The sequence below is a fragment of the Mesorhizobium sp. M0491 genome, assembly GCF_040321265.1.
GTDB lineage: Bacteria > Pseudomonadota > Alphaproteobacteria > Rhizobiales > Rhizobiaceae > Mesorhizobium.
The window spans coordinates 52,613-76,566 of record NZ_JAMYRE010000021.1 but is presented as its reverse complement, the minus strand read 5'-3'; the positions used below and the strand labels follow the sequence as shown (position 1 = coordinate 76,566).

General features: G+C 63.8%; 13 protein-coding genes. 5 read left to right on the top strand and 8 right to left on the bottom strand.

What is annotated here, in order from left to right; genetic code table 11:
- Positions 1–166: 166 nt before the first annotated feature.
- The gene (locus tag NKI69_RS33575) at positions 167–304 is read left to right on the top strand and encodes a hypothetical protein (protein WP_502900197.1); all 138 of its coding nucleotides are present in this window, start codon (positions 167–169) and stop codon (positions 302–304) included.
- 449 nt (positions 305–753) lie between these two features.
- Here the strand turns inward: NKI69_RS33575 and NKI69_RS24790 are convergent, their stop codons facing one another.
- Positions 754–1,224 carry a hypothetical protein gene (locus NKI69_RS24790; protein ID WP_352722724.1) on the bottom strand — a complete coding sequence of 157 codons (471 nt, stop codon included), beginning with the start codon at positions 1,222–1,224 and terminating at the stop codon, positions 754–756.
- Between the two features lie 668 nt (positions 1,225–1,892).
- Between NKI69_RS24790 and NKI69_RS24785 the strand changes: the two genes are divergently transcribed.
- Genes NKI69_RS24785 through NKI69_RS24770 form a run of 4 tightly spaced genes read left to right on the top strand, consistent with a single transcriptional unit; the run spans position 1,893 to position 15,568 of the window.
- A complete protein-coding gene (locus NKI69_RS24785) occupies positions 1,893–3,470 on the top strand; it encodes a hypothetical protein (protein WP_352722723.1) in 1,578 nt (525 codons plus the stop codon).
- 32 nt (positions 3,471–3,502) lie between these two features.
- Complete coding sequence (locus NKI69_RS24780) at positions 3,503–4,534, top strand: hypothetical protein (RefSeq protein ID WP_352722722.1); 1,032 nt, start codon at positions 3,503–3,505, stop codon at positions 4,532–4,534.
- Positions 4,535–4,551: 17 nt separating this feature from the next.
- Positions 4,552–9,759: a hypothetical protein gene (locus NKI69_RS24775; protein ID WP_352722721.1), complete on the top strand. Its 5,208-nt coding sequence runs from the start codon at positions 4,552–4,554 to the stop codon at positions 9,757–9,759.
- A gap of 4 nt (positions 9,760–9,763) precedes the next feature.
- Positions 9,764–15,568 (top strand): hypothetical protein, encoded by a 5,805-nt coding sequence (locus NKI69_RS24770; RefSeq protein WP_352722720.1) that lies wholly within the window; start codon positions 9,764–9,766, stop codon positions 15,566–15,568.
- A 93-nt stretch (positions 15,569–15,661) separates the two neighbouring features.
- On the opposite strand, the gene NKI69_RS24765 is transcribed toward NKI69_RS24770, so the two are convergent.
- The 7 genes from NKI69_RS24765 to NKI69_RS24735 all read right to left on the bottom strand — a co-directional run bounded on the left by NKI69_RS24765 (position 15,662) and on the right by NKI69_RS24735 (position 23,751).
- On the bottom strand, positions 15,662–15,844 hold the full coding sequence (locus NKI69_RS24765; protein WP_352722719.1) for a hypothetical protein: 183 nt from the start codon (positions 15,842–15,844) through the stop codon (positions 15,662–15,664).
- Positions 15,845–15,943: 99 nt separating this feature from the next.
- Entirely contained in the window at positions 15,944–18,703 is a 2,760-nt protein-coding gene (locus NKI69_RS24760; RefSeq protein ID WP_352722718.1) for a P-loop NTPase fold protein, read from the bottom strand.
- 530 nt (positions 18,704–19,233) lie between these two features.
- A complete protein-coding gene (locus NKI69_RS24755) occupies positions 19,234–19,821 on the bottom strand; it encodes a hypothetical protein (protein WP_352722717.1) in 588 nt (195 codons plus the stop codon).
- 424 nt (positions 19,822–20,245) lie between these two features.
- A complete protein-coding gene (locus NKI69_RS24750) occupies positions 20,246–20,521 on the bottom strand; it encodes a hypothetical protein (protein ID WP_352722716.1) in 276 nt (91 codons plus the stop codon).
- A gap of 101 nt (positions 20,522–20,622) precedes the next feature.
- Positions 20,623–21,510, bottom strand: a complete 888-nt coding sequence (locus NKI69_RS24745) for a DUF7007 domain-containing protein (RefSeq protein WP_352722715.1) — start codon at positions 21,508–21,510, stop codon at positions 20,623–20,625.
- On the bottom strand, positions 21,507–21,983 hold the full coding sequence (locus NKI69_RS24740; protein WP_352722714.1) for a UCP036055 family protein: 477 nt from the start codon (positions 21,981–21,983) through the stop codon (positions 21,507–21,509). The genes NKI69_RS24745 and NKI69_RS24740 overlap by 4 nt, the downstream gene beginning before the upstream one ends.
- A gap of 85 nt (positions 21,984–22,068) precedes the next feature.
- The gene (locus NKI69_RS24735) at positions 22,069–23,751 is read right to left on the bottom strand and encodes a ParB N-terminal domain-containing protein (protein WP_352722713.1); all 1,683 of its coding nucleotides are present in this window, start codon (positions 23,749–23,751) and stop codon (positions 22,069–22,071) included.
- Between the last annotated feature and the right edge of the window lie 203 nt (positions 23,752–23,954).

Genomic DNA, 23,954 nt, shown 5'->3' with positions numbered 1-23,954 from the left:
GGTAACTGCCTGCCTTAGCGCGAGATGTGTATTTGCCGTCCTCGAAACCGGCTGGCTGTTCAGCCGTGGCCTGCGGCGCGGCTACAGCGTAGACCGTGGGTCCGAGGGGGCCTGTCGCGCTCCGGCAGGTCCGCGCCGCGGCGCCCCGTTTCGCAGAACGTAGAAGATGCCGCTGATCACCCGGCCGTCATCTACCCGCGCGACGCCCCGCGGCTTGTTCGACAACAGCGGCGCGATAAGTGCGCTTTCGCTGTTCGTCAGATTGTGCCTGTCCGTCATGCTCGCCTCCGTTTTCACGAAGTGAATCACGACGCCGTGCCCCACTGAATCCCCTTTATGGGTTCACCACCTAGTCGAATTGTGAAAGCCTCACGCTATTCGACGTGCTGGGCCAGTCGGTGGACCACTCGATGTCGAGGCCTATCTGGCCGCCAATCCGTTTTCAGCATTCGCGAAAGCTTGCCGAGAATGCGCCTCACCGAGAGGTTCGATGCCATCTTCGCTGTTGTCAAACGCTGGCATACAGACGGCGAGGCCCATGTCAGTGAAGCGGCAAGCGTCGGCATGCTCGAAGCACTGTAAAACCTGTCCGGTGGAAGTGACAGGAAAACGACTGCGGTCGAGCCATGGCTGGGCCCAGCGAGCAAGCGCTGAAGGGTTAGTCGGTTTGAAGGCGATCGCCTCCCTCTTTCTTCCGACATCTCACAATCGTTCTTCCCGTCTTCCTTCTTTCTCCGGTTTGGGTTCACTCGCCTAGTAAATTCCTGTGATGTTGTCGTTGGCGTCCAGTTTCAAGAGTACCGCACTGCCAGTGCGCCATGCATCTTCAATCTGATAATATACGTCGATTTCACCTCCCTTGAGCGGGCGACATTTATCACCTATTGCGAATACAAATTCCCATCTTTCATTAACCAGCGCCGTGGGAAAGAATGGAATAACCGCCTGCTCTGGAGTTCCGCTGTACTCGCCCTTACAGACCTCGTCTCGCATATCCTGAATATGCACCTGTTTAAGGTGATCCTTATCTAAATCGAGAGAGATCGGCCATTTATGTTTTTTGCGCCCCGGCAGCAATGATGATTGAAGCAATATCATTACAATTCGACTGTCGGTCCAAACTTCTAAGACATCCCCTTCCAAATCAAGCTGAAGGTTCCATCTAGTCCCCTGCGGAATATTTCCTCTCCCTGTAACTCGGTAACTGTTAAGGCGCTTATCCATTTGGCTCCTCCCCGGGGTGTTGATCCACACTAAGTTCATACCACACTTGTCAGCTCCTGTCCTTCCGATCTGGGGCGGCGGGGTACTTCGTTCCGCGCGTTCTCATATTCTGGAGCTACTATCACCGGGCGAGTTGGGCCTGCGAGGCGTCCGACTGCGCACGAACCGTCGCGACTTGCCCGCCTACGCGCTGTTCAGCGGAATGGGGCTCGCTGTCGGTACCAGCCGTTGCCCACGCCTCGAAGCGCGAGCAGTCGGCTCCCGCGAAAATCTTGAGACATACGCCACAGGCTCCTAAACCCTAAAGGTCACCAACTATCGGGCCCAATAGGATGGATTTTTTGCAAGAGCGTCCATCAGCTGCGCACGGTTTTTTTTATTTTCGAGGGATATCTCTCCGTCCACAAAATCCATTACCTTGGCTGACTATCGACATCAATCGACCGGATTCTTTTATCGCATGCCATGATGGACTTGCTGGCAGAATCCAACAAGCTACCGGCTGCGTCAAAAAATAAAAGCTAGAGAGAGCGTTTCAAATGAAACAACTTCAGCGGGCGTTCTCTGCTCGATAGCCTCCAGCCGCTCGCTTCAATTATGGCTTGATGTATTCATTAGGACATGCGTAGATGAGATTGTAGGCTGGCCAGCTTTGATGGGGGCGGTGCTTGGCTTTTGAACAAGGACTGCAAGATCAGCTGGACGAGATCTGGTACCGCCTACCTGCGGGGACGCCGGGTGGTCAGCGTGAAGAGCGGCAGCGCATGCTTGTGCGCGAGTTTCAGATCGCAGCGCGCGGCCAGTATGGTGCGCAAGACTCCCAGGCGGGTGGAGCTATCGACGCCAACCGCCTTCGGCAGGTCCAGATTCGCCAGATCAGTGCGGCAGCCGGCCTACCCGCGACGATCTATCCGAGCGGCGACGCGGATGCCGTCACCCGCGCTGCGATCCTGGCATGGCGACAGAACCAGCTGCGCGCACCTGTCATCTTCCAGGCGATCTCTCCGAGTGATCCCGCGGACCCGTGGAAGACGATCGTCAGCCAGGGCTTCATCTTCCATGACGAATTGACCGACAAAAAGCCGCGGGTTTTCGCCGTCGACTTTACGGATCGCCAGGACCTCAATGATAAGGGCAAGCCTTGGAAGGTGCCCGTGGGCACCGCGGTCTCTCGGGTGGTGAAGCATAAGAAAAAGGCGCCGGCGACCTTTATCTGGGGCTCGCAGAGCACGGTCGCGCAGTCGCTGACGCCGTTCGATGCCGATCACGTCGTGGGCCAGGCCTGGTCGGCCCTGACGCCGGAAAAGCAATCCACCTTCCGAGTGATCAAGGCGCTGGCTCAGGTAGAGGCGGCCGTCTTCGACGGGATTAACGCCTGGGACACCTCGGTTCTTTCGGCAGGTCCCTATCATTACACGGCGTTTCCCGCGGGAGACGTCGGCCCCTCGGAGCTTGGTGCGTTCCTCGCCTACTTCGCCACGCGTTCGGCAGCTGAGTTCCGTGACCTGTTCCTCGGCTTCGGTCTGGGTCCACGCGAGGCCTGGTCGCCAAAGCTCTTCAACAAAAGCGACCGCACCTACCGCGCTGAAATCGGGTTCGTCGACGCCGCTGGCTCGCTCGCCACGCCATCGCTCGACGGGCGCAACTGGCTTCGCACCTGGCACAGCTTCTACCGGGTCCAGTACGCGCTCAGAAGCTCGCCAGGTCTCCAAGGATCGGTCTGGCCGTTCGCCCGCCAACGTATTCGTGATGTCCTCGCGACCCCCTTCGGCGCCGGGGCGCCACCAGGGGCGAAGACCCTGAAGGACGTGTTCAAGAGCGAGCGGACCGTGGCCATGCTGATGCGCTGGCACGTGTTCCGGCCGGCGCACATCACGACGGGTGGACATGCAGGAGCCGCCCCGGCGCGGCTCGTGGACGCCGCCGGACTCGCCGGCAAAGACGTCAGTACCTGGACCCGCAAGGAGGAGGAAAAGCTTGCCTCCGCCTTCCTCAATGGCCGGACCACGAGCCTGGCGGGCAAATACGCTGAGGTTTTGTCGAAGTCATTGGGGGTGGTGAACGCCCTGCGCGACCCGACGGCGCCAAAGGCGAGCAAGCTGCCGCTGTTGAGATTGGACCGGACTTTCGCGCTCCACACGGATGGCATCCCGTTCCCTGATCCTGGACCGGTCTCGCTGGCTCGCAGCCGCGCCACATCGCCCCCAAGAGCCCGCGCCGGCCGGCGCCAAGAGGCGAGATCATGAGGTGCCTGACGCCAGTCTTCGCGGCGACCTTGGTGGCAGCCCTCGCCTTGCAGGGATGCGCCGTCCCGCGGCTCTCCGAGCGCTACGTCGTCCCTGAGAACGACCCGGGCATAAATCGGCAGCAGGACAACTTTGCCCTCAAGCCCGGTGACGTCGTCCACATTGTGACATTCCTGAAGGGCAGTCCGGTACCCGACAGCGACGCCATAACGAATTTCTACCCGCCCTTTTCCGAGCACATCCGATTGCCGATCCGGCACGCGCAGGGAGAACTTACGGCGGATGAGGCGAACCTCGTGATGGGCGTGTTGGCGACGGATTCCATCGCCCCGCCGATCGACGCCGCGACCCAGGCTGAACTGCAGAAGCACCGCATTGAGCTGTGGAATGCGCTTGTCGATTCACGAGCGCTCGTCCTTCGCAAGGAAGATGGAACCAAGCCCTCCCAGCTCCAGGTTGACATGACGAGATTCTGTCCCGCCTTGCGGTCGGCGGCGGGAACAGGCAGCGTTCTGTCGAGCACCTATCTCGTGTCAACCTGCATGGACAGCAAGAACGCGCCCACGCGCGAGCCGCGTCAGATCGGGGCGCTGGCTCAGCCCCTCGATGCGATTGGTCAGAAAGCCACCAACCTCCAGGGCGATGTCTTCTACCAATCCCAGGCCGCAGTCGCGATCGCCGTCGCCCGTGTCGAGCGCCATGGCGTCGAGATGAGGCAGACCGAACTCGATGAGGGTCGCTGGAGTCTGGCGGACTGGAACGCCTCCCGTGTCTGCCCGGGCCACATGGCAGAGGTGGCGCTGCGGACCGAACCGTTGCGCCTCCTGCGCATCATGCCAGCAGGCTCGACCGCCCGATTCAAGGTGGTCGCGACCGAACCCGGACGCCGAGGTCTGACCGTCGACGACCGCCGGGGACCTTATGAGACACTGACATATGAAAGCCTCGCCCTCCTCTCCCCGTCTGACGTCGCGACCGTCCTGTGGGGCAAGGAGCAGCAGGCTGGCCGCCCCAACGCTGTGGTGCAGCTCACGGAGAGCCAGCGCCGCATCTGCACCCCCTAGAGCGGGAACCGCCACCCATGCCCGTCCTCTCTATCTTCGGCGCGCAGCTCCAACTGGTTGACGGCGCGCACAACTTCAACAGCCTCGGTGGGGTCAATGTCACCGGCGCCTACAGGCTCGCCTCGGCGGCCAAGACGCTGGAATTAAAGATCCAGGGAAGGGTCCAGGACATTGACCTCGACCTCCTCTGGCGTGGCGCCGTGGCGATCACGGGAAACGCTGTCACCTTCGGCGCTGCCTCGCGAGCCACCGTGGTCGCTGCGTTGCATCTCCCGGACGGCACGTCCCGAAATCTCTCCTCGCCGACCCTGTCGACCTCCGCCGATCCGATCCTCGGCCTGCAGGTCGTCGATCGCAACGCAACAGCCTTCGACTGGTTACAGGCGCGACTTGCCCAGGGCGTCAGGGTCGACCTTGGCTCGACGCGGGCAGTCGTCGTCGAGATCAACCTGCGCCAGCCGACGGCCCTGCATCGGCCGCTGCAGGCCGCTGGACCGAAACTGCGCTGGTACGACAGCTTTACCTATCAGCTGGCACCGCCCCGCCCGGCCTTCGAGCCTCGTCAGTTACTCACGATCGACGGCCTTGCCATCGACAGCGCCGGTTTCGACCTCAGCGCAAGGCCAGAGTCCGGCGCCCTTTTCGTCCATGCCGACCTCCTTGACACCGCCGCTGTCGGCAACAAAGGCAACCAGTTCCTCTTCCAGCACGTGCTGGCGAACGGACGGCTGAGGATCGCTGGGCAAGGCGCCGCCCAAGGCGCCATGACCTGGGAGCGCTCTGCGGCGGTGGCGGCCGATCCCGTACTGCTGTTGCTCCGGTATCAGGACGAGCACGGCTATCCCATCGCGTTCGCACCTCTTGCTGCGCTGCCCATCACCTCGCGCTTCGGCACCCTGGACACTGTTTACCAGGCCACGACCGCCGACAAATGGATTTCCACCAATCAGGCAAATCTCGTCGGCTCGCTAGACGGGTCCCCGCTGCGTGCGTCCGGCCGGCTCCGGGCGCTCGACCCAAGGGCGCTTTACGCGACCTTCTGCGACGACGGCGTCGCTAAAAACAGCCTCTCCAAGCCTTGGTTCATCCGCAACGGTGTCGTCCCGCTCACAGTGGCTGGCATGCCGCGCGAACTCAACGGATTGTCGCGGGGCGTCCGCTTGGAGTGGGCGCACGCGACGGCAATGGCGGGGCAGGACGATGTCGTCCTTAAGCTTGAGCCAGAGGTGATCAGTGGCCAAAGACGGTTTCACCACACTTTCCTGGAATTCGGCGAGGCCGGACAATGGGCCATACGGGCGCTGCGAGAGGAACGCGATGTGCGGCCCGAACCGGCGCGCGGCTCCCTGACGGCTAGCCCGTCTTCGGTGGGCAGCTATCGTCTGACAGGGGCTCCTGGCGGCGGGGCGTTCTCGCTCCCCACCATCGACACCGCATTCGCACTCGCGAACCTGGCGGGGCCGGACCGGATCAACGATAAGGGCCAATCGCTCAGCGACGGCCCGATCGTTGCACTGGCCGGCGCGCGCCTCACAGCTGCGGACCAGGCCTTGCAGGGGCTCTTCAAGCCGCAGATCGGCGAGCTGCGACACGTCGATGGCGCCCGCTTGGCGCCTGCCCCATCCCAAGCCTTTCAGCGGCTACTTGAGCGCGTTCCAACTGTAGCTGACGTCGCTGCGACCGGGCGGGTCGGCCCAGACCTGCAGGGCGCACAGGCCATCCACGCGTTGCTCGCGGCCTCGCCCGACCTGTCCCATCTGGTCTTTGGCGGTGAAGAGGGGACGGTTTCCAGTGCCGTCAAGAAGCTCAGCGATGCCTCAGACCAAGCCTATGCGGCAGGCTACGACATGTTCCGCAAATTCGAACAGAGATGGCGCGCGCTCGCCGCTGATGCGGACGTCGGCGCCTTGCGCGATCGAATCGGCATTCCGCCACGCGCGGCGACGTTGGACGACGATGTCGCGCTAAAGATGCTCGAAGCCGCGATCGCCTATCTGAGGACAAGCGACAACGCCACCGACATCGCTCCCACGCCCGACGAAGCCGAGGCCATAGCGGACTACCTCGCGGCCCTGCCCCCGGAGGAACTGGCGGACGACTGGACCACGCCGTCTTCTGAACTGGGGCTCCTCTTCGAGCATGTCTGGAGCCCCGCCAACTACGACTTGATGCGCCGTATCGCACGATTGGGCTGCGACGCTGGCCTTCTGAAAAAGCTGTTCGATGTCGCCAGCGTGACCGCCCTGCTAGCAGCGCTCGACACGCCGGCGGAAGGAATGCTGCAGGGCGTCATCCAGGGTGTCGATGAAACCTGGGGCATTCTTTGCCAACTCTACGAGGGCTCGGCCGATGCGACCATCGCGGCAATCCGCTCCCATTATGGCCCGCGCCTGACGCATGACGTCTATGCCCGTCTGCTCGACCCAGCTTCTCAGGAGGATGCTGAACGACTGCTCGCGGCGCTTAACGCCTTCCTCGATCCGCCACTTCGGCGGCTGTCCGATGTCTCGGCGGACCCGCCAGAATTCATCCTTCGCACCCACCGCTTCCCGGTTGCCCGTGCCGTCAACGAAAAGCTCGTCGATGCGCTCTGGCAGCAATGCTTCGATCTCTGCGCCTTCACCGACAAATTCTGGACCTGTTTCCTGGATGATGAGACCACGATCCTGGTCAAACTGTCGCGCAAGCGCAGCCTGCCGGATATCTTGCGGGACGTCGTGCATGGCTACGGCGGTCCGGAACGGCCTGATCCGCTCGGTGTCGAGCCCTATCGCGAGTCCCAGGACCCGCTACTCGATGCCGACGCCATCATCGAAGCCTTCATCGACGATTTGGACCCGGACCTTAGGGATCCTGCCTGGGTCGGCGTCCTCTTGGTGCGACCGGTCGCAGATATCAGCCGCGACTTGCTGTTGAGGGACCTGGTCGGGTTTGACCACATCACTGCCAACTACATCGCCATCGGTGGCCGCCGGCCCCAGGTCGCTGTCGACAAGCCTCCGCATCTGGATGTGTGGGCGCATATCTTCAAGAAGAATCCGAACGGCAAGGACCTGCCGAAGGACCCTGGACTGATCCGGGACGTCCAGCTTGCCTTGACCAAGTTCGACGTCCGGATTCGACAGACCCAGCTTGCAGCGGCGGACATTGAGGTCGAGGTCTATCCTAAGGACGTGTGGGGGCGAAAGAGGGAGGATTTCCAAAAGCTCGTCATCCATGGCGGCCTTCAGGCGCCTGCCGGCAAACCGGACGGGCCGAAGGACCTCACTTTCTCCGCGTTCTTCCCGCAGTCATTCCCGATCGAGGTCGACCTCGCCTTCATCAAGCAGTTCGAACTGAGCCGACTTCGTGTGGCGAGGCGCAAGGGCTCGACCAGTATCGACATTGATGGCGAACTTCAGTTGCAGTTGCCGAAAGATCTTGCGGGCCTCCCGATCGACCTGTCTGCTTCCGACCTGCGCCTCACCTTGCAGGACTTCCGGATTCAGCTCCCAACCCTCTCTGGCTACAAGATCGAAGTTGGAGATCGACGCAACCTCGCCTTCGACCTGCCGGCGCTCAGCTTCGCCTTGCCAAAGCCCCGCGCCGTCAACTTCTTCGGTGTGGAGCTTGTCCCCACCGGGCTGGGCTATATCCGCGGCAACGAAGACGAAGCGCTCGAGGCCTTCAAGAGCCGGTATGTCTGGCTGAGCAACTTCAATGCGACGGGCCAGGCGAATGTCTACCTCGCCTACATGGATTTCCACGTCGACTTCGGCAAATCACCCAGCTTCGGCCTCGTGGACGCCCGTGGTCTCAGCTTCAACATGGCGCTTGCAGCGCGGATCGCGGGCGGTCGCGCGGATGCCGCATATCTCGGCATCCGAGGCCTCGACGGCCGTGATGTGTCGTTGAACATCTTTGGCGTCCTGCGGATCGACATTGCGAGGCTCCTTATCTCGCCTGCCTATCTCGTAAAGGCGAACACACGTCGCTTGCCGCCCAACCCCAACGCCGGTGCAATTCTGGCCGAAGACCTGAAGCTTCGGATCTTCAACTGGTCGCCGACGCCGGCTGGGAGCAAGCTCGACTTGCTGATGCTGCACCCGACGCGCGATCCGAAGGCGTCGGATCAGCAGAACCTGCGGAAGGGGCTCGTCGCCTACTATGACTCCAAAACCCATGGCGGTGGCGGCGGCTTCTTCAAGCTTTACTGGCTGCTGATTGCACACAATGTTGCGCTGCCGGTCTCTGCCCTGAATCATCTCTTGGAGGAGAACCCTGGCGCCAACGATCCCGAGGGGATGCTGTCGGGCCTGATGGATCCACATCCGAACCCCACCGATCCCTTGGTGTTCCGGGATGTTGAACTGCTCGACCGCGAAAGCTGGCTCTTCGGAATGAGTTTCAAGCTGGGTGAACTGTTCACCCGCTGCTCCTTTGTCATGCACGACCAGCATTACTACGGGATCCGCCTCTGGGCTCCCTGGGTGGAATCTGTCTTCAAGCAGGAGAGTCTGGAACTCGCCTATATCCCGGGTCCGACCCGCGCGGAGGATCGCTTCCGCACCAACCTGATGATCCCCGCGTTCAACATGCTGGGGATGCTTAAGTCGGGCGAGTTCGCGCTTGAATGGGGCTTCAACTGGGACTTCCTGATTGACGTCGGCTTCCCCTGGCGGACCAGCATTGGCTATGACTGGTTCCGAGCTTTCAGCGTCCCGGTTGGGTGCTACGAGGCAAAATTTGGGTTCTACATCGAAAAGAAGACATCTGTCGTAAACGGCGACAAGCGGCTGACCATTGGCGTCGGCATGGGCTTCTACTTCGGCTACTACTTTGGCGCCGGCAACTCAGTTGCCTGGGTCCGGGCGGGCATTGGTGTGTTCGCGATCGTCGAAGGCCGGATCACCTTGCAGGGTCCCGCTGTGGGCGCCGATCCATTCGCGCTCCTGCGATCGTCGATCTACAGCATCGAGATCACCGGGGTCATCGGGATAATGGCCTATGGCGAAGGCGGGATCGATGTCTGGATCCTGTCGGCTCGCTTCAGGGTCTCCGTTCAAGCCTCAGTCGCCTGCACGATCCACTACATCACTGGCGGTCCCTGCGCATTGAGCTACAGCGCCACCCTTGGAGCGGCCTATTCTGCCTCCGTCCAGGTCGGCTGCGGCTTCTGCAGCTGGACCTTCTCTGTTTCCGGGAGCGTCTCGATGGGCGTCTCCGGCCAACTCCTGCTGAGCTGAGATCATGGGCACCCTCTATGTTGGACTGAACATATTCTGTCCGGCCGCTTTCAGAACGGCCACGCCGGTCCCTGACGCCGAGACCTACAGCCACCTGGCTGGAAAACTCTTCGGGGTGCTGCAGGGTGCGCTGACAACGCACGCCGACACCGACCCTCTGCCCCTTCCAGATTATTTCAAGCTCCAAGGGCCGGACCTCGCCAACCACAAGATCGTCTTCGTTACTGACGCGCTCGATCCGGCGCTGGTCAAGAAAATCTCCGACACCGCCATTCCGGTCCCCTTCCCGCCAATGACCTCGCTGTCCTTGAGCTGGAAACCAGACAGCGCCAGCGCTGTCCAACAGATCGCCTGGACGATCCCAACGGATCAGGCTCAGCCCACTGGCGGCCCCAGTTCCCCGCTGCTCTTGCCCGTCTCGGACTGGCCGGACTTCGCGGTGGCAAACTTTGCGACGCCTTCCGTCAGGACCTATGCGGACCTGCTCACAATCGACGCCGCGCGTCTTCCTAGCATCCAGCGCGACCTCGTTTCGTGGAGCACGGCTCTGGCGACACGGGTCATCAACCTGCATCGGGACGACGCCAACAGCCTGACGCCGTCCGAGCAGGCCGTGTACAAGGTGATCCGCGGCCTCGAGGGGCTGCTGGGCACGCCGGACGCCCCGACGCCGCTTACCGACGACGCCATAGGGGTGTACCTCTCAGGGCCGCAGACCACTGGCGGGCCGCCGATCTATGCTGTGGTCTGGGAATACGCCATACAGAACCCTTCACCGCTCGACGACCCGCGTCCAGTTCTGCCGCCTCGCTTCCTGCACGACAAAATATCATTGCGCGGTGCGCCGGTTCGTCTGCTGGCCCTTGGAGACGTCAGCCGTCCCCCCTGGGCCGTGTCATACCACCAGAAGATTTGGCAAGACCTGTGCAAGCAGATCACCGGCGTCGATGACGCCGCCTTTAAGGATGCGCTCGGCAGGCTTTATGGCTTTGGCGAACGCCTGAGGTGGCCTCAGGCGGTGACCGACCGGAGCAACTTCATGGTGCTGGACCCCAATGCAGGCCGGGGTGAAGCCCTCGGATGGGCATGCTTTGGAACCAACGTCCAGTCGCTGCTTGGCCAGGTGCTGGAACTCCCCTTCGCCCTGGGCGACAATCTAAGCACCGCCTCGGCGGTTTTCGCCGTGGAGGCTAGCTCGCTGGAAGCTATCCCCGCCGTGCGCACGCTGGCCAGCGACGCCGCCGCGGCGCAACCGCAAGCATCGACTATCAGCCGGGATTCGGATCGTCCGTCGGGCTTCTTCGTCTACGCGCCCAAGATGTCGGAAACGACACCCGGGAGGGCCCCGAGCGGACTCAGCGTCCCTTACGCTATCCCGTCCGGACTCCTCGACGCCGTCGACCCCAACCCGCGCTGGAGCGCCCCAGAGGCCGGAGAAACGCTGCAGATAACGACCGGGCCCAGGCTCGGGCTTCGCAACAGCGAGCTCGCGCGGCCAGCGCTGGCGGGGAGCGCCGGCGACCAGCGTCTGGTGGTGCCGGCACGGCTGATCCAGATGCCGGCCAACCTTCCCGGCTCCGCCGGACTATTCGAGCTTGTGCTCACCACCCAACTGCACCCAGACGAACAGACAGAGATCGAGGCGCGCTTCCTGGCCCTGGGCACCGACCGAGCAGCGGCTGGCGGCCAGCTATGGCTGACGGTTACCAGGCCTGACGGTGTGGAAACGTGGGACCTGGGCGGACAGGTGCTGGAACGGAAGGCCTTGGACGGCGCGCTGCGTGCCATCATCGTCGACAGGCAGTCGCCGGCGGTTAAACTGTCCGACCTGGTGAAGCGGCTCTCCGCGCCGACGCCAGGCGGAAAGGACCTGCTTGAGCAGGGCGCCGGCGTGGATCTCGTGTTGCCGATGGGAACTGTCATGAACCCGTTGTTCAATCGGATCCTGGGGGGGCTGGCTCCCCTGAAGGTCGGAGGCGCCGAACGAGCCCCCGTCTGCATCTTGCAAGGCGCGTTTACCAGCCGATGGAGCGCCTCGACCGATCGTGTGCTCGATCGTTTCGAGCTTGCCTACACACCGTCGCCGCTCAATGCGCCTGCAAACCGCCCCGTGCTCGCGCAACTGAGCGACTTCAACAAGCTCAGGCTGGCGCTCTCCAGCAACGATCCGGAGGTCATCGCACGCGCCCCGAGCCTGAGCGATTCCGGACGTGTCGTGACCTTCCTGACCTATCCCGATGCGTCGGTGCCGATGCCTTGCGCAGGCTACCTGCCCGCCACGCCGCCTTGGCAGGTCGCGGCGCCTCCCCAGAGCGGGCGGTTCTTCGGCTACTTCCTGTCGCACCTCTTCACGCAGGACGCCCGTGGCGAGGAGCGCGACAGCGAGGCCAGTCGCCTGGCCAGCGAGTCGCTCCGCTTCATAAACTACCTGACGCCAGAATTGCCTTGGACGCTCGATGGATATGTAGAACATCAGTACACGCAGCGCTTCCCGTTGACAGGCGCGCCAGTGCTGCTGCCGCTCGCGACCGACATCCAGAGCCCCGCGACGGCTGGACTGCGGGGCGACGATGGCCGCGACCTTGCGCTGATGGGCTGGCAGTTCAATCTCTCCCCTCCGGCCTTCGAGCTTGGCTTCGTGCGCAAGTATCTCGAGAAGGTTCTGGCGCCGGCAGCCAATGGCGAGGCGCGGCCGACTGCCCTACGCTCCATCTACGAGCCTCTGGCTGACCTTATGATGGCCGTGGACCGCGGCAGCGCCGAGCTCGTATTGCAACGATGGGCCTATGAAGCCGATGGCCCACGCGGGGGCGTCCCGTCGCAGAGCGGCGCCCTCACCGCGAACATGGCAAAGGTGGGAACACACAAGCGAGCGCTGGTCGCCTCCGATGCGATTGCTCAATTCAAGATCATCCGCGATCTGTTGGACCAGCCGCTCGCCAAGTTCGAAACTGCGGTCCGGGCCTTCGCCTCTGGCGCCGACGACCACTGGCTGACGATCACGATACCTTGCCCGGCTGGATGGAGCGGGCTGAGTTCGGCGAGCACTGTGGCCGACGACAGCGACGTGCTGCGCCTCGGCCTTCGTCTGACGCGCCCGACCGATGCGGTCATACCGGCGAGCATCGCCGATCCGATGCGGCCCCAGGCCACACCGGGGTTCGGCCTGGCGGTCGACAAGGACGAGGTCACCGTCTACCCAGAACTGCAGGGCGACACCTTTGCCGATCTGCACGATCCTGCTGCCACAGAGCTGGGCAAATACGTCTCGGCCAGTGCGAAAACACCCCTGCGCGAACGCCTCGACTGGTTGCGCTCAAACCGTGCCGCCGCCGCGGCGCGCGCGCCGCTCCGACTCACACCGGCACCGCCGACCCAGGCGGACCCCGAGACCATCGACGATCCTCGCCGCGCTGAGAAACTGTTCGGCGCCAGCATGCCATTCCTGTGGGCGCCCACGTCGACCCGTCCCGCCGTTACCCGCGTGCTGGACCTCTATTATGTTCCTCACGCATTCCGGCCCTTGAGACCCCATCCCAAGATCGGCGACGGCGAGACGACTCTGGAGTTTACTGAATTCCTGTCCGATGTCCTCAATGACATCGTCGCCGACGCCCCTATGCACAACATCGACGTCGAGGACCTTTCGCCCGCCGACGCCTTTGGCCTGCGGAACACCGTTCGAGCTTTTCTGCCCGACGTGGCCGCACGCATGGCCGCGCTGGTGACCTATGTGCACAATGACGATCCAGGATCGGTGACTAGCCCGCTCTTCGACCACGTCAAGGGCTTGTCGGCCGGACTTGCCAGCGATCTGTCGATGAAATTCAAGAGCCTCCTCGCCACCACCCCCGGGCTGTTCGCCACGACCAAGGGCTTCGGAGTGGCGATCTTCGAACCCGATGCCTGGACCCAGCGGCTCCACTCCTTGCAGTTGCGCAAGCAGATCCATCCGGCGTCCGCCTCGGGCGAGACCGCCGGCGACCCGTCACGCTTCGATGTCGACCGGTTTCTCTTCCCCCTGTTCCACAACGCTTCCGCGGGTCGCTACCTTGTCGATATCCTCGACGACGCCCGATATGATGACGAGTTCGAGATCGACGAGAGCGTTTTCGACCCGCCGCGGCCGGACTGGACTGCCGGAGGCCCTGGCGTTGTGCTCGGGCCGGGTGGAGCGAAATTGCGCCAGCGCGGCGATGCCCAGGCGCGCAGCGGCGAGGACGTGATCGAGCAGCACAACCGCTTCAACGATGGTGCAGCGCCAGCACGCCAGATCGAGGCCGATATCGTGCATTGGAATCCGAACTGGACCGAAGTGGGGTCCGCCAACACGCGTCGCTTCTACCTTCTGCCGTCGCGACGTCGGCCGGCGACGCCCATCAAGCAGAGGCCCAGCGCCGACAGCGGACCGCCGACCGCGCCTCTGCCGGTGAATCTTGGAACGCCCATGCGGCCGCTGAACGATCAACTGACCGACTTTCTGAACGCACGCCTCCAGGAGAAGGCGACAGTGGCCTTCGGATCGGGCGGCGCAGGGCTTAAGGCAAAGCGCCGAAATCCAGCCCTGACGGGGCTGGTCCAGCCAGACGCGCGCGCCAACGGCCTATCGGCGCCCGGCTGGTGGCATCTTGAGAGCTATGCCTCCGAGCACTATTTCGTGCTTGAAGGTGACGAGGAATCGTCGGGTTCCGACGGTCCATTCCACAATGATCGCATCCGCATCGAGGTGGAGATCGGTGACAGCCCCTTCGTGGACGAGGATCCTGTCTCGCCTGGGAAGTACGCTGTCAAAGGCGAGCTTGGTGACTGGTTCGGATACCAGCGCCTTCGGGCAGCCAATCCCAGCGGGGTCATCCCGAAGCCTGCAAAGATTCCCCGCGACAAGCTTGAGACGCAGCTCCGGGACTGGCTGGCCCCGACGTCTGCCGATGACGGGCTGCTGGTCCCAGCGCCGCCGGTCGTGGAATCCCAAAAGCGCGCTTCGCAGAAGGCCAACAGCACGGTTGTCGTGGCGAACTTCACGCCCAGCAAACCGGACGCCGCGCACCGGCTAAAGAACCAAGCTCCGCAGGGCATCGGCTCGGTGCTGGCCGCCGAGATCATGGATCTCGACGCAGATCCGAAGCCGCAGGACCGCTTCGTGCTGCGGCTGGTCGTGCTGGACGAACCCTGGCGTTACACGCGCGTGCGGGTTCGCATCGAACGCAACAAGGCGGACGTGAACGACGACGATCTGCCCGACATCAACCCGCTGTTCCAGATGCTTGGGGACTTCTCCAGTTGGAGCAGTCATGGGCGCGAGCCGGTGCTCATCGACCTGCGCAACAGCCAGGGGTTGGGCCTGCCCGCCGAGGCCGTTCAATTGACCCCGAAGCTTGCCCTTGGCGATTTCCTCGACATGGACGCGACCACCGCCCTCGACTACGGCGATCAGATTGGGACAGCCATCGACGCCACATTCGCCGTACCGGGTGTCGGCCGCCTCCCTCTCTGGAACCCCGATCGTGTTCGTCGGGGCCAGTACGGCATATCAGGCATGGTGATCCAGCATCGCCCGGACCTCCATCCACGCTACGCACGTGCTGAGCTCACCGATCAGATTGAGGGACGAATCGAGGAGATTCCGCGAGTGAACCTGGCGCCCCTTCCGGTCGACACGACTGTTCCAAAGCGTGACTTCACGTCAGTCCTCACCGGGTTCACACGGACCGACGTGCCCTCGCCCCATCATGCGGTGCTTATAAATTGGACCAACTCCGCCGGCGAGCTACTGGTGAGCTGCACATGGCCAGTGCGATTCCAACCATGAGACGCAACGAGAGCAACGCACAGCGGCGATGTTTAGTCTTGGCGGTGCGACCGCACTCGGGTGCGCCGTCGGGTGGATGAACGCCTTTACGGATCAACTTCTCGGCCCGCGCAGGGCCGCGCCCGGTGCCAGCAGATCAAGTGCAGTCGCGAGATCGTCACGAGCGATTGCTCCGTGGAGAAGCCGATCGTCGGCATCAAACACCGCATACTTTTTTACCAGCTTGGCGATGCCGGCGTCCGCTTCGAACAACAACTTGGTCAGTGCTTCATCCAAGACTTCAACGAACTTAACGCAACATGGCGCAACCGAGCCAGATTGCTGAGCACACGCCCCTGCCGAGCCTCCCGCACCCGAGCTGCTCCATCGGAGTTGCTAGATCACCTGACTGGCGAACGCGACGGTCTCTTCGTCTTGCGTTGCCGTCGGCGTCACCTGTGCAGCCTGCTTGAAGGCGTCAAGGATGCTGACAATCGAGAAGCTCTCGAGCGGCTGCCACGGCGTTCGGACCTGCAATAGGAGCCGAAAGAGTTGGATTTTGAAGAGCAACGTTCGGACCGCGCGTGGCGACGGGCGTCTTCCAACTGACCGGAAGTAGCCTGGCACGAGCCGCTCCAACTCGCCGACCTCTTCGGGCGTGAAGCGGACGTCACCCTCGCCGAAAGGAGCAGGCTGCGCCTCGGCCTGGCGGGTTTCGGCAGAGACCGAGGCACCGCTGCGGAGCCGCTCCAGCCGTTCCTCCATCTGCTTGGCTATCGCGACGGTCTGGTCGTGGCGCCTTACCACGTCGGGATTCTGGGCGAGCCGAGCCTCCGGCGTCATAGCAGCCAGCCTCCGGTTGAACTCATCGTTCGCCGCGTTCTGTCGCATCCTGGTTGCCTTCTCCTCGGGCTTCGCGGGTATAACTGCATCCGCCAATCCCACCCTTCGCAGCGATAGCGGCACCGGTGTCTCGGACGGGGCTTCGACGTCAACGGTTCCTCGTCTCTGCCCCGCGCGCACGAGCTCGACGGTCGACCTCGCACTGCGCTCCGCTGCTTTGGCATTTTCCAGGTCCCGTTCCGCTTTGCCTAGCGCTTCTTCTTGCCGGACCTGCGCCGCTCGCCTTTCTCGCTCCCTGATCTCCTTTAGCTCGCGTGAGGAGAGGCTCACCACCAAATCTGCGACATCGCGATCGGTTAGCGCGGGGAAGCGCAGGTGGCAGGCAAACAGCTTCTCGTTCTGCTCCGCGACGACCTCCTGACGCGCAAGCAGCTTTGCGTTCTCTTCAGTCTCACCGACGACGCCGGCAGCCCGCTCGACGATTATGTCCCGATAGCGCGTCTCGATGGCGTGGGCCAAGACCCGTTCGTCGACCAGCATCAGCACCTGCAGCCTGTTGCCAATGACCGGGTCGTCGACCAGGAGCTTCATGTTTTCTATTACGGTCAACATTTCGCCCGGCGCACAGCGATCGAGGTCGTCGACTATCAGCAGGACTCTCTGCGGTCTGGATCCGGCAAGCAGCCACGGCCCGACGACGGTGGCGAGGGCAATGCCGACCCAGGCGGCCCAGAGGATCCAACTTCCCGTCTGATCGTTATCCCATCCGACCGCGTTATCAGTGTTCGACATCTCAAATCCCACTATGGAGATTTTGTCCCCTAGACCTGCTCGCAGCAAATGGGCGACCGCCTCGACGCTCCGGACGAGGAAGCTCCCTCCATGCTGCTGCGGCGGGAACATCAACCCGTAGGCCCATCCTGCCGCGACGACGGCTAGGATCAGGATCGGGAGCCATAGTCGCTTGGACTGGGCGGACTTGGCTTCTCGGCTGGCCGGCGGAAGCTCCCCCCGCGGGTCGGGACGCGAAGGAACGACTGGCGGTTCTGTCGTCCAAGCCGACAGGAGCGCTTTCACGTCCTCGCCGACCAGCGCCAACAGGCCCAAGCGCTCCGGTCCGGTACTCAGCCGCGCGTTCTTCTCGAAGATGGCTCTGACCTTTGTCTGCACTCTCGGGGTGATAGCTGCTAGATGAGCGAGCGCGCTCGTCCCGATCAAGGACCCTAAGATGGTGGCAAGCTGTAGAGTCTGGCTCAGTGGAATGCCCAGCAGCGCGAGCGCGAGTAATGCGCCGACGAGCGGCCAGGGTCCGTGTCGGAAATGGGATGCTCTCGCCGCTAAGGCCAGTCGCCCGAGGGCGCCCGCGCTGGCGCCGGCGCGCTCGACCAGGCTCTTGTAGAGATAGACCCAGGCTTCGGGCGGCTGTCGGTATTTCCAGGCGTTGTGGCATGCCACTTCGTAGCGCAGCTTCGCGAACTCCTGTCCCATCGCCCCGGGTATCGCCCGGCCGAAGTGCCCTGGCGACTCGAGCAAGGGCGTCAGGAGTCGCGTGAGCGTGGTCTTTCCACTGCCCCATGGCCCGAAGAGCGCGAAGGTGAACTCGTCCTCGGCGCTGCGCAGGATCGTTGCAAGGGCCTTCGCATAGTCCCGAACGAAAAGTGACAACTCCTCGTCTGCGGCCTCCCTCACCATCTTAGGGATGCGGCCTGCCCTGGTTTTCACGACGCTCTTCATCACCTCGACGAGATCTTGCATGCGCCAGACCGCAATGCGGCTGGACACGCCCGATTTAGGATCGTCCAGACTGCGCAGGACGAAGTCGGTCACCTCGATTTCCTGCATGTCGGCAAGGGCCTCGACGGCACGCAGCAAGCCGGGGCCGAGCTGGACACCGTTGACCGCGGTTGTCGGCGCGATCGCGACGAACTCCTCGACGTCGGGCTCGGGGGCCGTTACGAAAAAATCCGCGGCGGCGGCATCGAGCTGACTGGAGAAGTCCTTGAGGACGAGCGCGCCCCATCGGCGGAGACCGTCCAACTCATCGCGCAGGGGGTCGCCCTCGTCGCCCGGTCCCAACGTCGCAAGCCTGCGGGCCAAGAGCAACGTGACCAGGAAGACGGTGGACGTCGAGAGCACGTCGCGCGCAGCCTCCTTCTGCGGCAGATATCTGACGCTCTCGAGCAGAATGTGGGCGAAGTGTGGACTTAGGACGATGTCGCCCAGCCCCGATGCCTGCGCAAACAGGGCTGCCAGCGGGGGCTCTATCCGTGCCCCGACATCTTCATCAACGTGCCGCACCGTCACTGACGGCATCGCTTCCCCCAGCCGCGACCATCTTACCTCGTCGAATATTAGCAGTAATCGATAAGTTTGATAGCGGCTAAGCAAGTGCAGACCGCGATTTTTACTTCGATGGCTACCATTGGGCTCATTTTGACTCAGTTGACGCTGCCAGCCTCCGCTATCCAACCTGTATTCTGCGGTCGCGCCGGAGCGCGGGTCCTTACTGTTGAAACTTCTCGCCAATGCAAAGTCAGCCTGCTGGTTGGCATGGGTGCTGGCAATCCATGCCCGGTACGCACAATCAAATCAAAGGTCGAGCCTCTCCAGCCAACCACCGAGGTAACGCGGCCGATTCCGTGGTTGGCATCCGTTGACGCGTTAGATGCAGTCAACTAACTGGACTTCGCGGTCGACGACGTCTGCTTTCAGGCAGTGGCCACGGAATGCCGAGCGGCTGATATGAGGCGCAAAGCCGCCCTTCGCACATTGTGGACCCGTTCCGATTTTATGGTCTCTTTGGGTATGAAGAAGCGGGCGGAGCCGAGGCTCCGCCCAAGGCTTTATCCTAAGGCCGCCATCTGCAGCTCGGCCGCCTTGCGGTCGACGGACTGGCCGGGATTCTCGACGGCCCGTTCGAAGGGCTTCCAGGCCTCGCCGACAACGTGCTCGTAGGCGGTGACGGCGCCCTCGGCGGCCATGCGAAGTGCGTGGGCCTGGAGGGCCATGTCGGCCGCGAACTCGCGCTTCCGCTGGGCGGCGCTGTCGAAGCCGACCGGACCACCGACATCCTCGTCCCGGTCGTCGCAGGCGGCCTTGGCCGTCGCGTCACGGGCCTCGGTCACTGCCCGGCTGTAGAACTGGCCGGCGCCGTGGGCGGAACCCACAAACGCCCCGACGATGCGCTGCAGGTGGATCTGCATGGCGCGTTCGCCAAGTCCCTCGTCGAGTGCCGCGGCTGTGTCGACGATGAGCTTTTCGTGCAGGTCGCGGATGCCGTCGATGTCGAGGACCGGGAGGCCGAAGCTCTCGGCGATGAGGGAGCATTGTGCGGCGTCGGGGCACGCGAGCCGGACCATCTGCAGGGTGGTGCCTTTGCGGAGCGGAACGACGCGGGCGCTCGGGCGTGAACTGGCAGCTTTCTTGGTCATGACATGTCCTTTCTTCAGGTTCCCGAAGCTCGGACCGGCCCCGTGCCGGCCCTCCCTCGGGCGCGGTCTGACAAGAACCGGCGGAATGACGGGCGTTTCAGGGTCCGGGCGGACCGAGGCGAGCATGGAAGGTTTGCGGCCCAGCAGGGCTTCTTCAGCCCTCGCGCGGGACGCGGGCCTGCCATGTCGAGACCGGTTCGATCCGGCCGCCCCGCGGCGCGGAACGCGGCCTTGAAGCGACCGGCCGCCGGTTCAGGACCGCCTACAGCCCGAGGGAGGACCGGCACGGGCCTCGATATCGACATGGGAGCCGAAGGACAGGCGGTCATGACCATCTGCCAATTCGTGGGTCGCGATCATGCCAGATTGCTGCCGCGACCAACATTGCCACGAATGGTCGCTCGTGTGCTTGTCGCATCCGGCATCATCGGCAGCGTTGGCCATGTCCGCCGAACAGCGGTGGCACGGCTAACACCTGCTCGCTCGAGTCGGCGGCTTCAGCGTGCCGGTCGAGGAACCTGGCGATCGCCTGCTCCTGCCGCGCGAGCTTGCGCGACAGGGCGTCGAGTTCCGGCTGGCGCTCAGCGGTTAGAGCTGCGAGCTGGGACCGATAGCGCTCGAGGAACGCGCCAGAATCGGGCGCCTTGCCCCGACGATAGTGTGTCCGGCGTGGAAGCAGGCCGGGGATCAGCGCGGTCATGCAGTGTGTGATCTGCCGGTCGACCATGTCCAGTTAACGCTGCGTTTGTCGGCACACCTCCTCCATGCGGGAGAGCTGGCGGCGCAGCTCGGGCGCGAGGGTCATGGCGACCCCCTCCCCCGCCAGCCGACGAAACGAGACGGTCCGGCATAGACGGCATGCCGGTCCGGATCGATGACGAAGCCGAAGCGGCCGATATCGTACTCGTCGGCAGGGACGAGAAAGCGACGCTCCTCGGTGCCGGTGCCGCGTTTACCGCCGGGCGTGGCGACGCACTCGATGAACCCTTTCTGCTCCTCCGAGGTGATCGCTGAAACGACGATCCAGTCAGCGGCGTGCTCGGCCTCGAACGCACGCTGGTCCTTCTTGCGGGACTCGCCCGGGGCGAGGATGGTGCCGAAGATAGCTTCCCACGCGTTGGGCCAGGAATCCTTGATGGTCTGCTCGGCGTAGCGGCGCTCGAGCGCGGTGAAGAGGTTCGGGAAGGTGATGGCAACGATCGCCCAGCACTCGTCCTCTTCGTACCATCCGCCAGCGGCGCGGAGCATTGAATGGACCTTGCGGTTGCGCTCGGCCGAGAGCTTGAAGCCACCGTGACCAGCGGTCGAGTATGAGGTGACGCCTTCGGCATAAACCGTGCCGCCCTGCGACGGCCCCCAGGGCGTGTGTGCGCCACCGGGACTGTCGCGGCGGCCGAGTGCCCGCTTTTCCAGGTAGTGCTGGGCCTGCTCGAGCACTTTCGCCCGAAAGGCGTTCTCGTCGGCGAGGTCACCGGCATGGCCGTAGAAGTCCGAGCGGTTCCATTCCGCCATCGGCCGGGCGATTCGCCAGCCGCTGGCGAGATAGTGTCTCCCGTCGCGGCCGGGCGCCATGGCATAGGCGTTCTGACCGACAAGGGCGACCGGCATGCCGTCGGCGCTATACCCGAACGAAGCCCCGAACGCATCCGGGGCTTCGGGTGAATCCGAGGGTTGACGTGCCTGGCTCATGCCGCCGCCCTCCCCTCGACGGCATCGGCGGCGGCCTCATCGGCCGTGACCTCCTCGAACACAGCGTTCGGATAGCCGTGCTGCGACAACCATTGCTCGGCGGCGCCGCGATGCGGCGCGAGATGAACCAGCTCGGCATAGTCGCCGGACCGATCAAAGACCCGCATCGAACCGACAGACGGGCGCTCGATGATGGTGAAGTGCAGGCTGGAGCCCACCGAGAACGTCCGGTGGACGCGAATGGCGATGACGCCGCCGGCACCGTAGTCGGCTTCGTGAAGGGTGAAGCTCGCGTATGGGTCGAGCGTGCCGATGTCGCGGCCGCCCTGTTTGCGGATGAGCCGTCCCTGGCTGTTGCTGTTCTTCCAGGCGTCGAGTTTCCTGCGGTGCCTCTCCGGCGGCCGCGGCGTTCCGTCGGACCAGGCGACGATGGCGCCGATGGGTGCGTGTTCGAAGATCGTGTGTGCGGACATGTTGTGCTCCTGTTGGGGAAGGTGGAAACGAAACCGCCGCCGGGCGAACCCGGCGGCGGAAGAGCGATCGAAAGGGAGGAGAGGTTTACTCGGCGGCCTCGCGGTAGCCCTCCTCGAAGTCGTCGTCCTTGAGCGCCTGGTCCTCGCCGGCGACGCCCTCCGCGTCAGTGTCGTCGTCCTCGGCGTCAGTGACGGCGCTCTTGGCAAGCCACTCGGCGAGGCCGGCCCCGTCCGCCGCGAACAGGGCAGCGGGATGGACGAAGTGGCCCTCCCTGAAGTGCTCGACGAGGGCGGCGCGGGTGTCCTTCACCCGCGCCCGCGGCAGCACCGGCGTATCGGCGCACGATGCCTCGAGTGCCGGCCGCGACAGGCAGGAGAGGAAATCCTCAGTGCCCATATTGGCGAGGAAGCCGTCGGCGCCGATGGCAGAGCCGGCAACGATCGCCACGATGCCCGACTTGCTGATGTTCTCCCGGCACGAGAGAACATCGACCAGCACGCCGCGCGCCGCGATGCGCAGCGTATCGGTGTCGAACGCGAACTTACCCTCGGCATCGAACAGGGTCGCAGCGTGACGGGGGAACCGGCGGCCGAACCCGTGGTCACCGCCTGCCCCGGAATCGACGCGCACGTTCTGGCCGGCGAAGGCGAGCACGAGCAGCGCCATCAGTGTGTCGTCCTCGATCGGGGCGCGCGACAGCGCCTCATGCAGGGCATCGGTGCGCAGGTCGCCGATCATCTCGATGCCCTTGCGGGTGACGTCCGGACGGGGCTTGGAGACGACGATCGCCTCTTCCGCGCCGCCGGCGTCTTCCGCACCCTTGCCCTTGGGCTTCCTGGCCTCGGGCATGCGGAAGTGGATCGTCTTCACCTTGCCCTCGCGGTCAAGATACATCGCGGTGTGGTCCGACTTCTTGGGCGTGCCATAGACCCGCTCCGCCTTGGGCGGCAGCTTCACCTCGCCCCAATTGTTAGGCTCGGTAATGACGCCCTTTTTCGGAAGATTCTGCGTCATCCATTCCTGCTGCGCGCCGAGGAAGGCGTCGACATCGGTGGTGTAGCGGCTGTCCTGGTCGGCCGGCGCGAACAGGTCCTCGACCCAGGCGATGCCATAGGCCTCTCGCAGATCGTCGCCGAAGCTGGCGTCACGCGCATACATGCGGGTCTTGGCCAGGCCGTTGGCGACGGCCCACCACGAGACCTGGGGATCGCCCTTGGTCGGCTTGTGCGCCTTCCAGACCTCCTTCTGCTCCTCGAGCGAGGCGGCCGCGATCGTGCGGAGCTGGCGCTCGTCGGGCATGTCGCCCTTGGCCATATGATCCAGCATCGCCGGCAGCACATTGGCGAGCAGCCTCAGCTTCTTGATCTGGCGCACCGACTGCGCGAGCGCGATGCCAATCGCCTCCTCGGTCCAGCCGAGCGCCACGAGACGCTCGATGGCCCGCCACTGGTCGACGGGGTTGAGCTGCTCATGCGCGATCGTCGTGACCAGCGAACGCATGGCGCCGCCATCCTCGGCGCGGGGAACGACGAGAACGGCGACTTCCTCGAGGCCGGCGGCAATCGCCTGCTTGATGCGACGGTGGCCCTCGTCGATGACGAAGCCGTTGCCGCCATCGCCCTCAGTGGCGACGATGGGCGGCTGCACGATGCCAACAGCCTTGATCGTCGCCAGCAGCAGGGCGTCGGCCTGCGGGCTGGACTTGGAACGGCGCGCCTTGTCGGGATTGTCCTTGAGCGAGCGCGGATCAACGAATTTCAGTTCCATGGGAATACTCCTTGGAGGGTTGCGGACGCGGCCTTTTCGCCGGTCCTTTCTCGTCTTCTTTCCGAAGACATCCCCCGGCCCGCAGAGCGGGCGGGCCGGTGCAATTGCGCCCGAGCATTCCTGCCCGGCGAGCCAAGCGGGGCTTCCAGCCCTGCGCAGGATGACGGGCCGGGACTGCGACGGGAGCGATTGAGCGTCAGCGT

Bases quoted from the DNA above. Each gene is read 5' to 3' on its own strand.
- NKI69_RS24775 (WP_352722721.1), top strand. From the start codon at position 4,552: ATGCCCGTCCTCTCTATCTTCGGCGCGCAGCTCCAACTGGTTGACGGC.
- NKI69_RS24740 (WP_352722714.1), bottom strand. From the start codon at position 21,983: ATGTCCGCACACACGATCTTCGAACACGCACCCATCGGCGCCATCGTC.
- NKI69_RS24770 (WP_352722720.1), top strand. From the start codon at position 9,764: ATGGGCACCCTCTATGTTGGACTGAACATATTCTGTCCGGCCGCTTTC.
- NKI69_RS24790 (WP_352722724.1), bottom strand. From the start codon at position 1,224: ATGGATAAGCGCCTTAACAGTTACCGAGTTACAGGGAGAGGAAATATT.
- NKI69_RS24745 (WP_352722715.1), bottom strand. From the start codon at position 21,510: ATGAGCCAGGCACGTCAACCCTCGGATTCACCCGAAGCCCCGGATGCG.
- NKI69_RS24755 (WP_352722717.1), bottom strand. From the start codon at position 19,821: ATGACCAAGAAAGCTGCCAGTTCACGCCCGAGCGCCCGCGTCGTTCCG.
- NKI69_RS24750 (WP_352722716.1), bottom strand. From the start codon at position 20,521: ATGACCGCGCTGATCCCCGGCCTGCTTCCACGCCGGACACACTATCGT.
- NKI69_RS33575 (WP_502900197.1), top strand. From the start codon at position 167: ATGCCGCTGATCACCCGGCCGTCATCTACCCGCGCGACGCCCCGCGGC.
- NKI69_RS24735 (WP_352722713.1), bottom strand. From the start codon at position 23,751: ATGGAACTGAAATTCGTTGATCCGCGCTCGCTCAAGGACAATCCCGAC.
- NKI69_RS24760 (WP_352722718.1), bottom strand. From the start codon at position 18,703: ATGCCGTCAGTGACGGTGCGGCACGTTGATGAAGATGTCGGGGCACGG.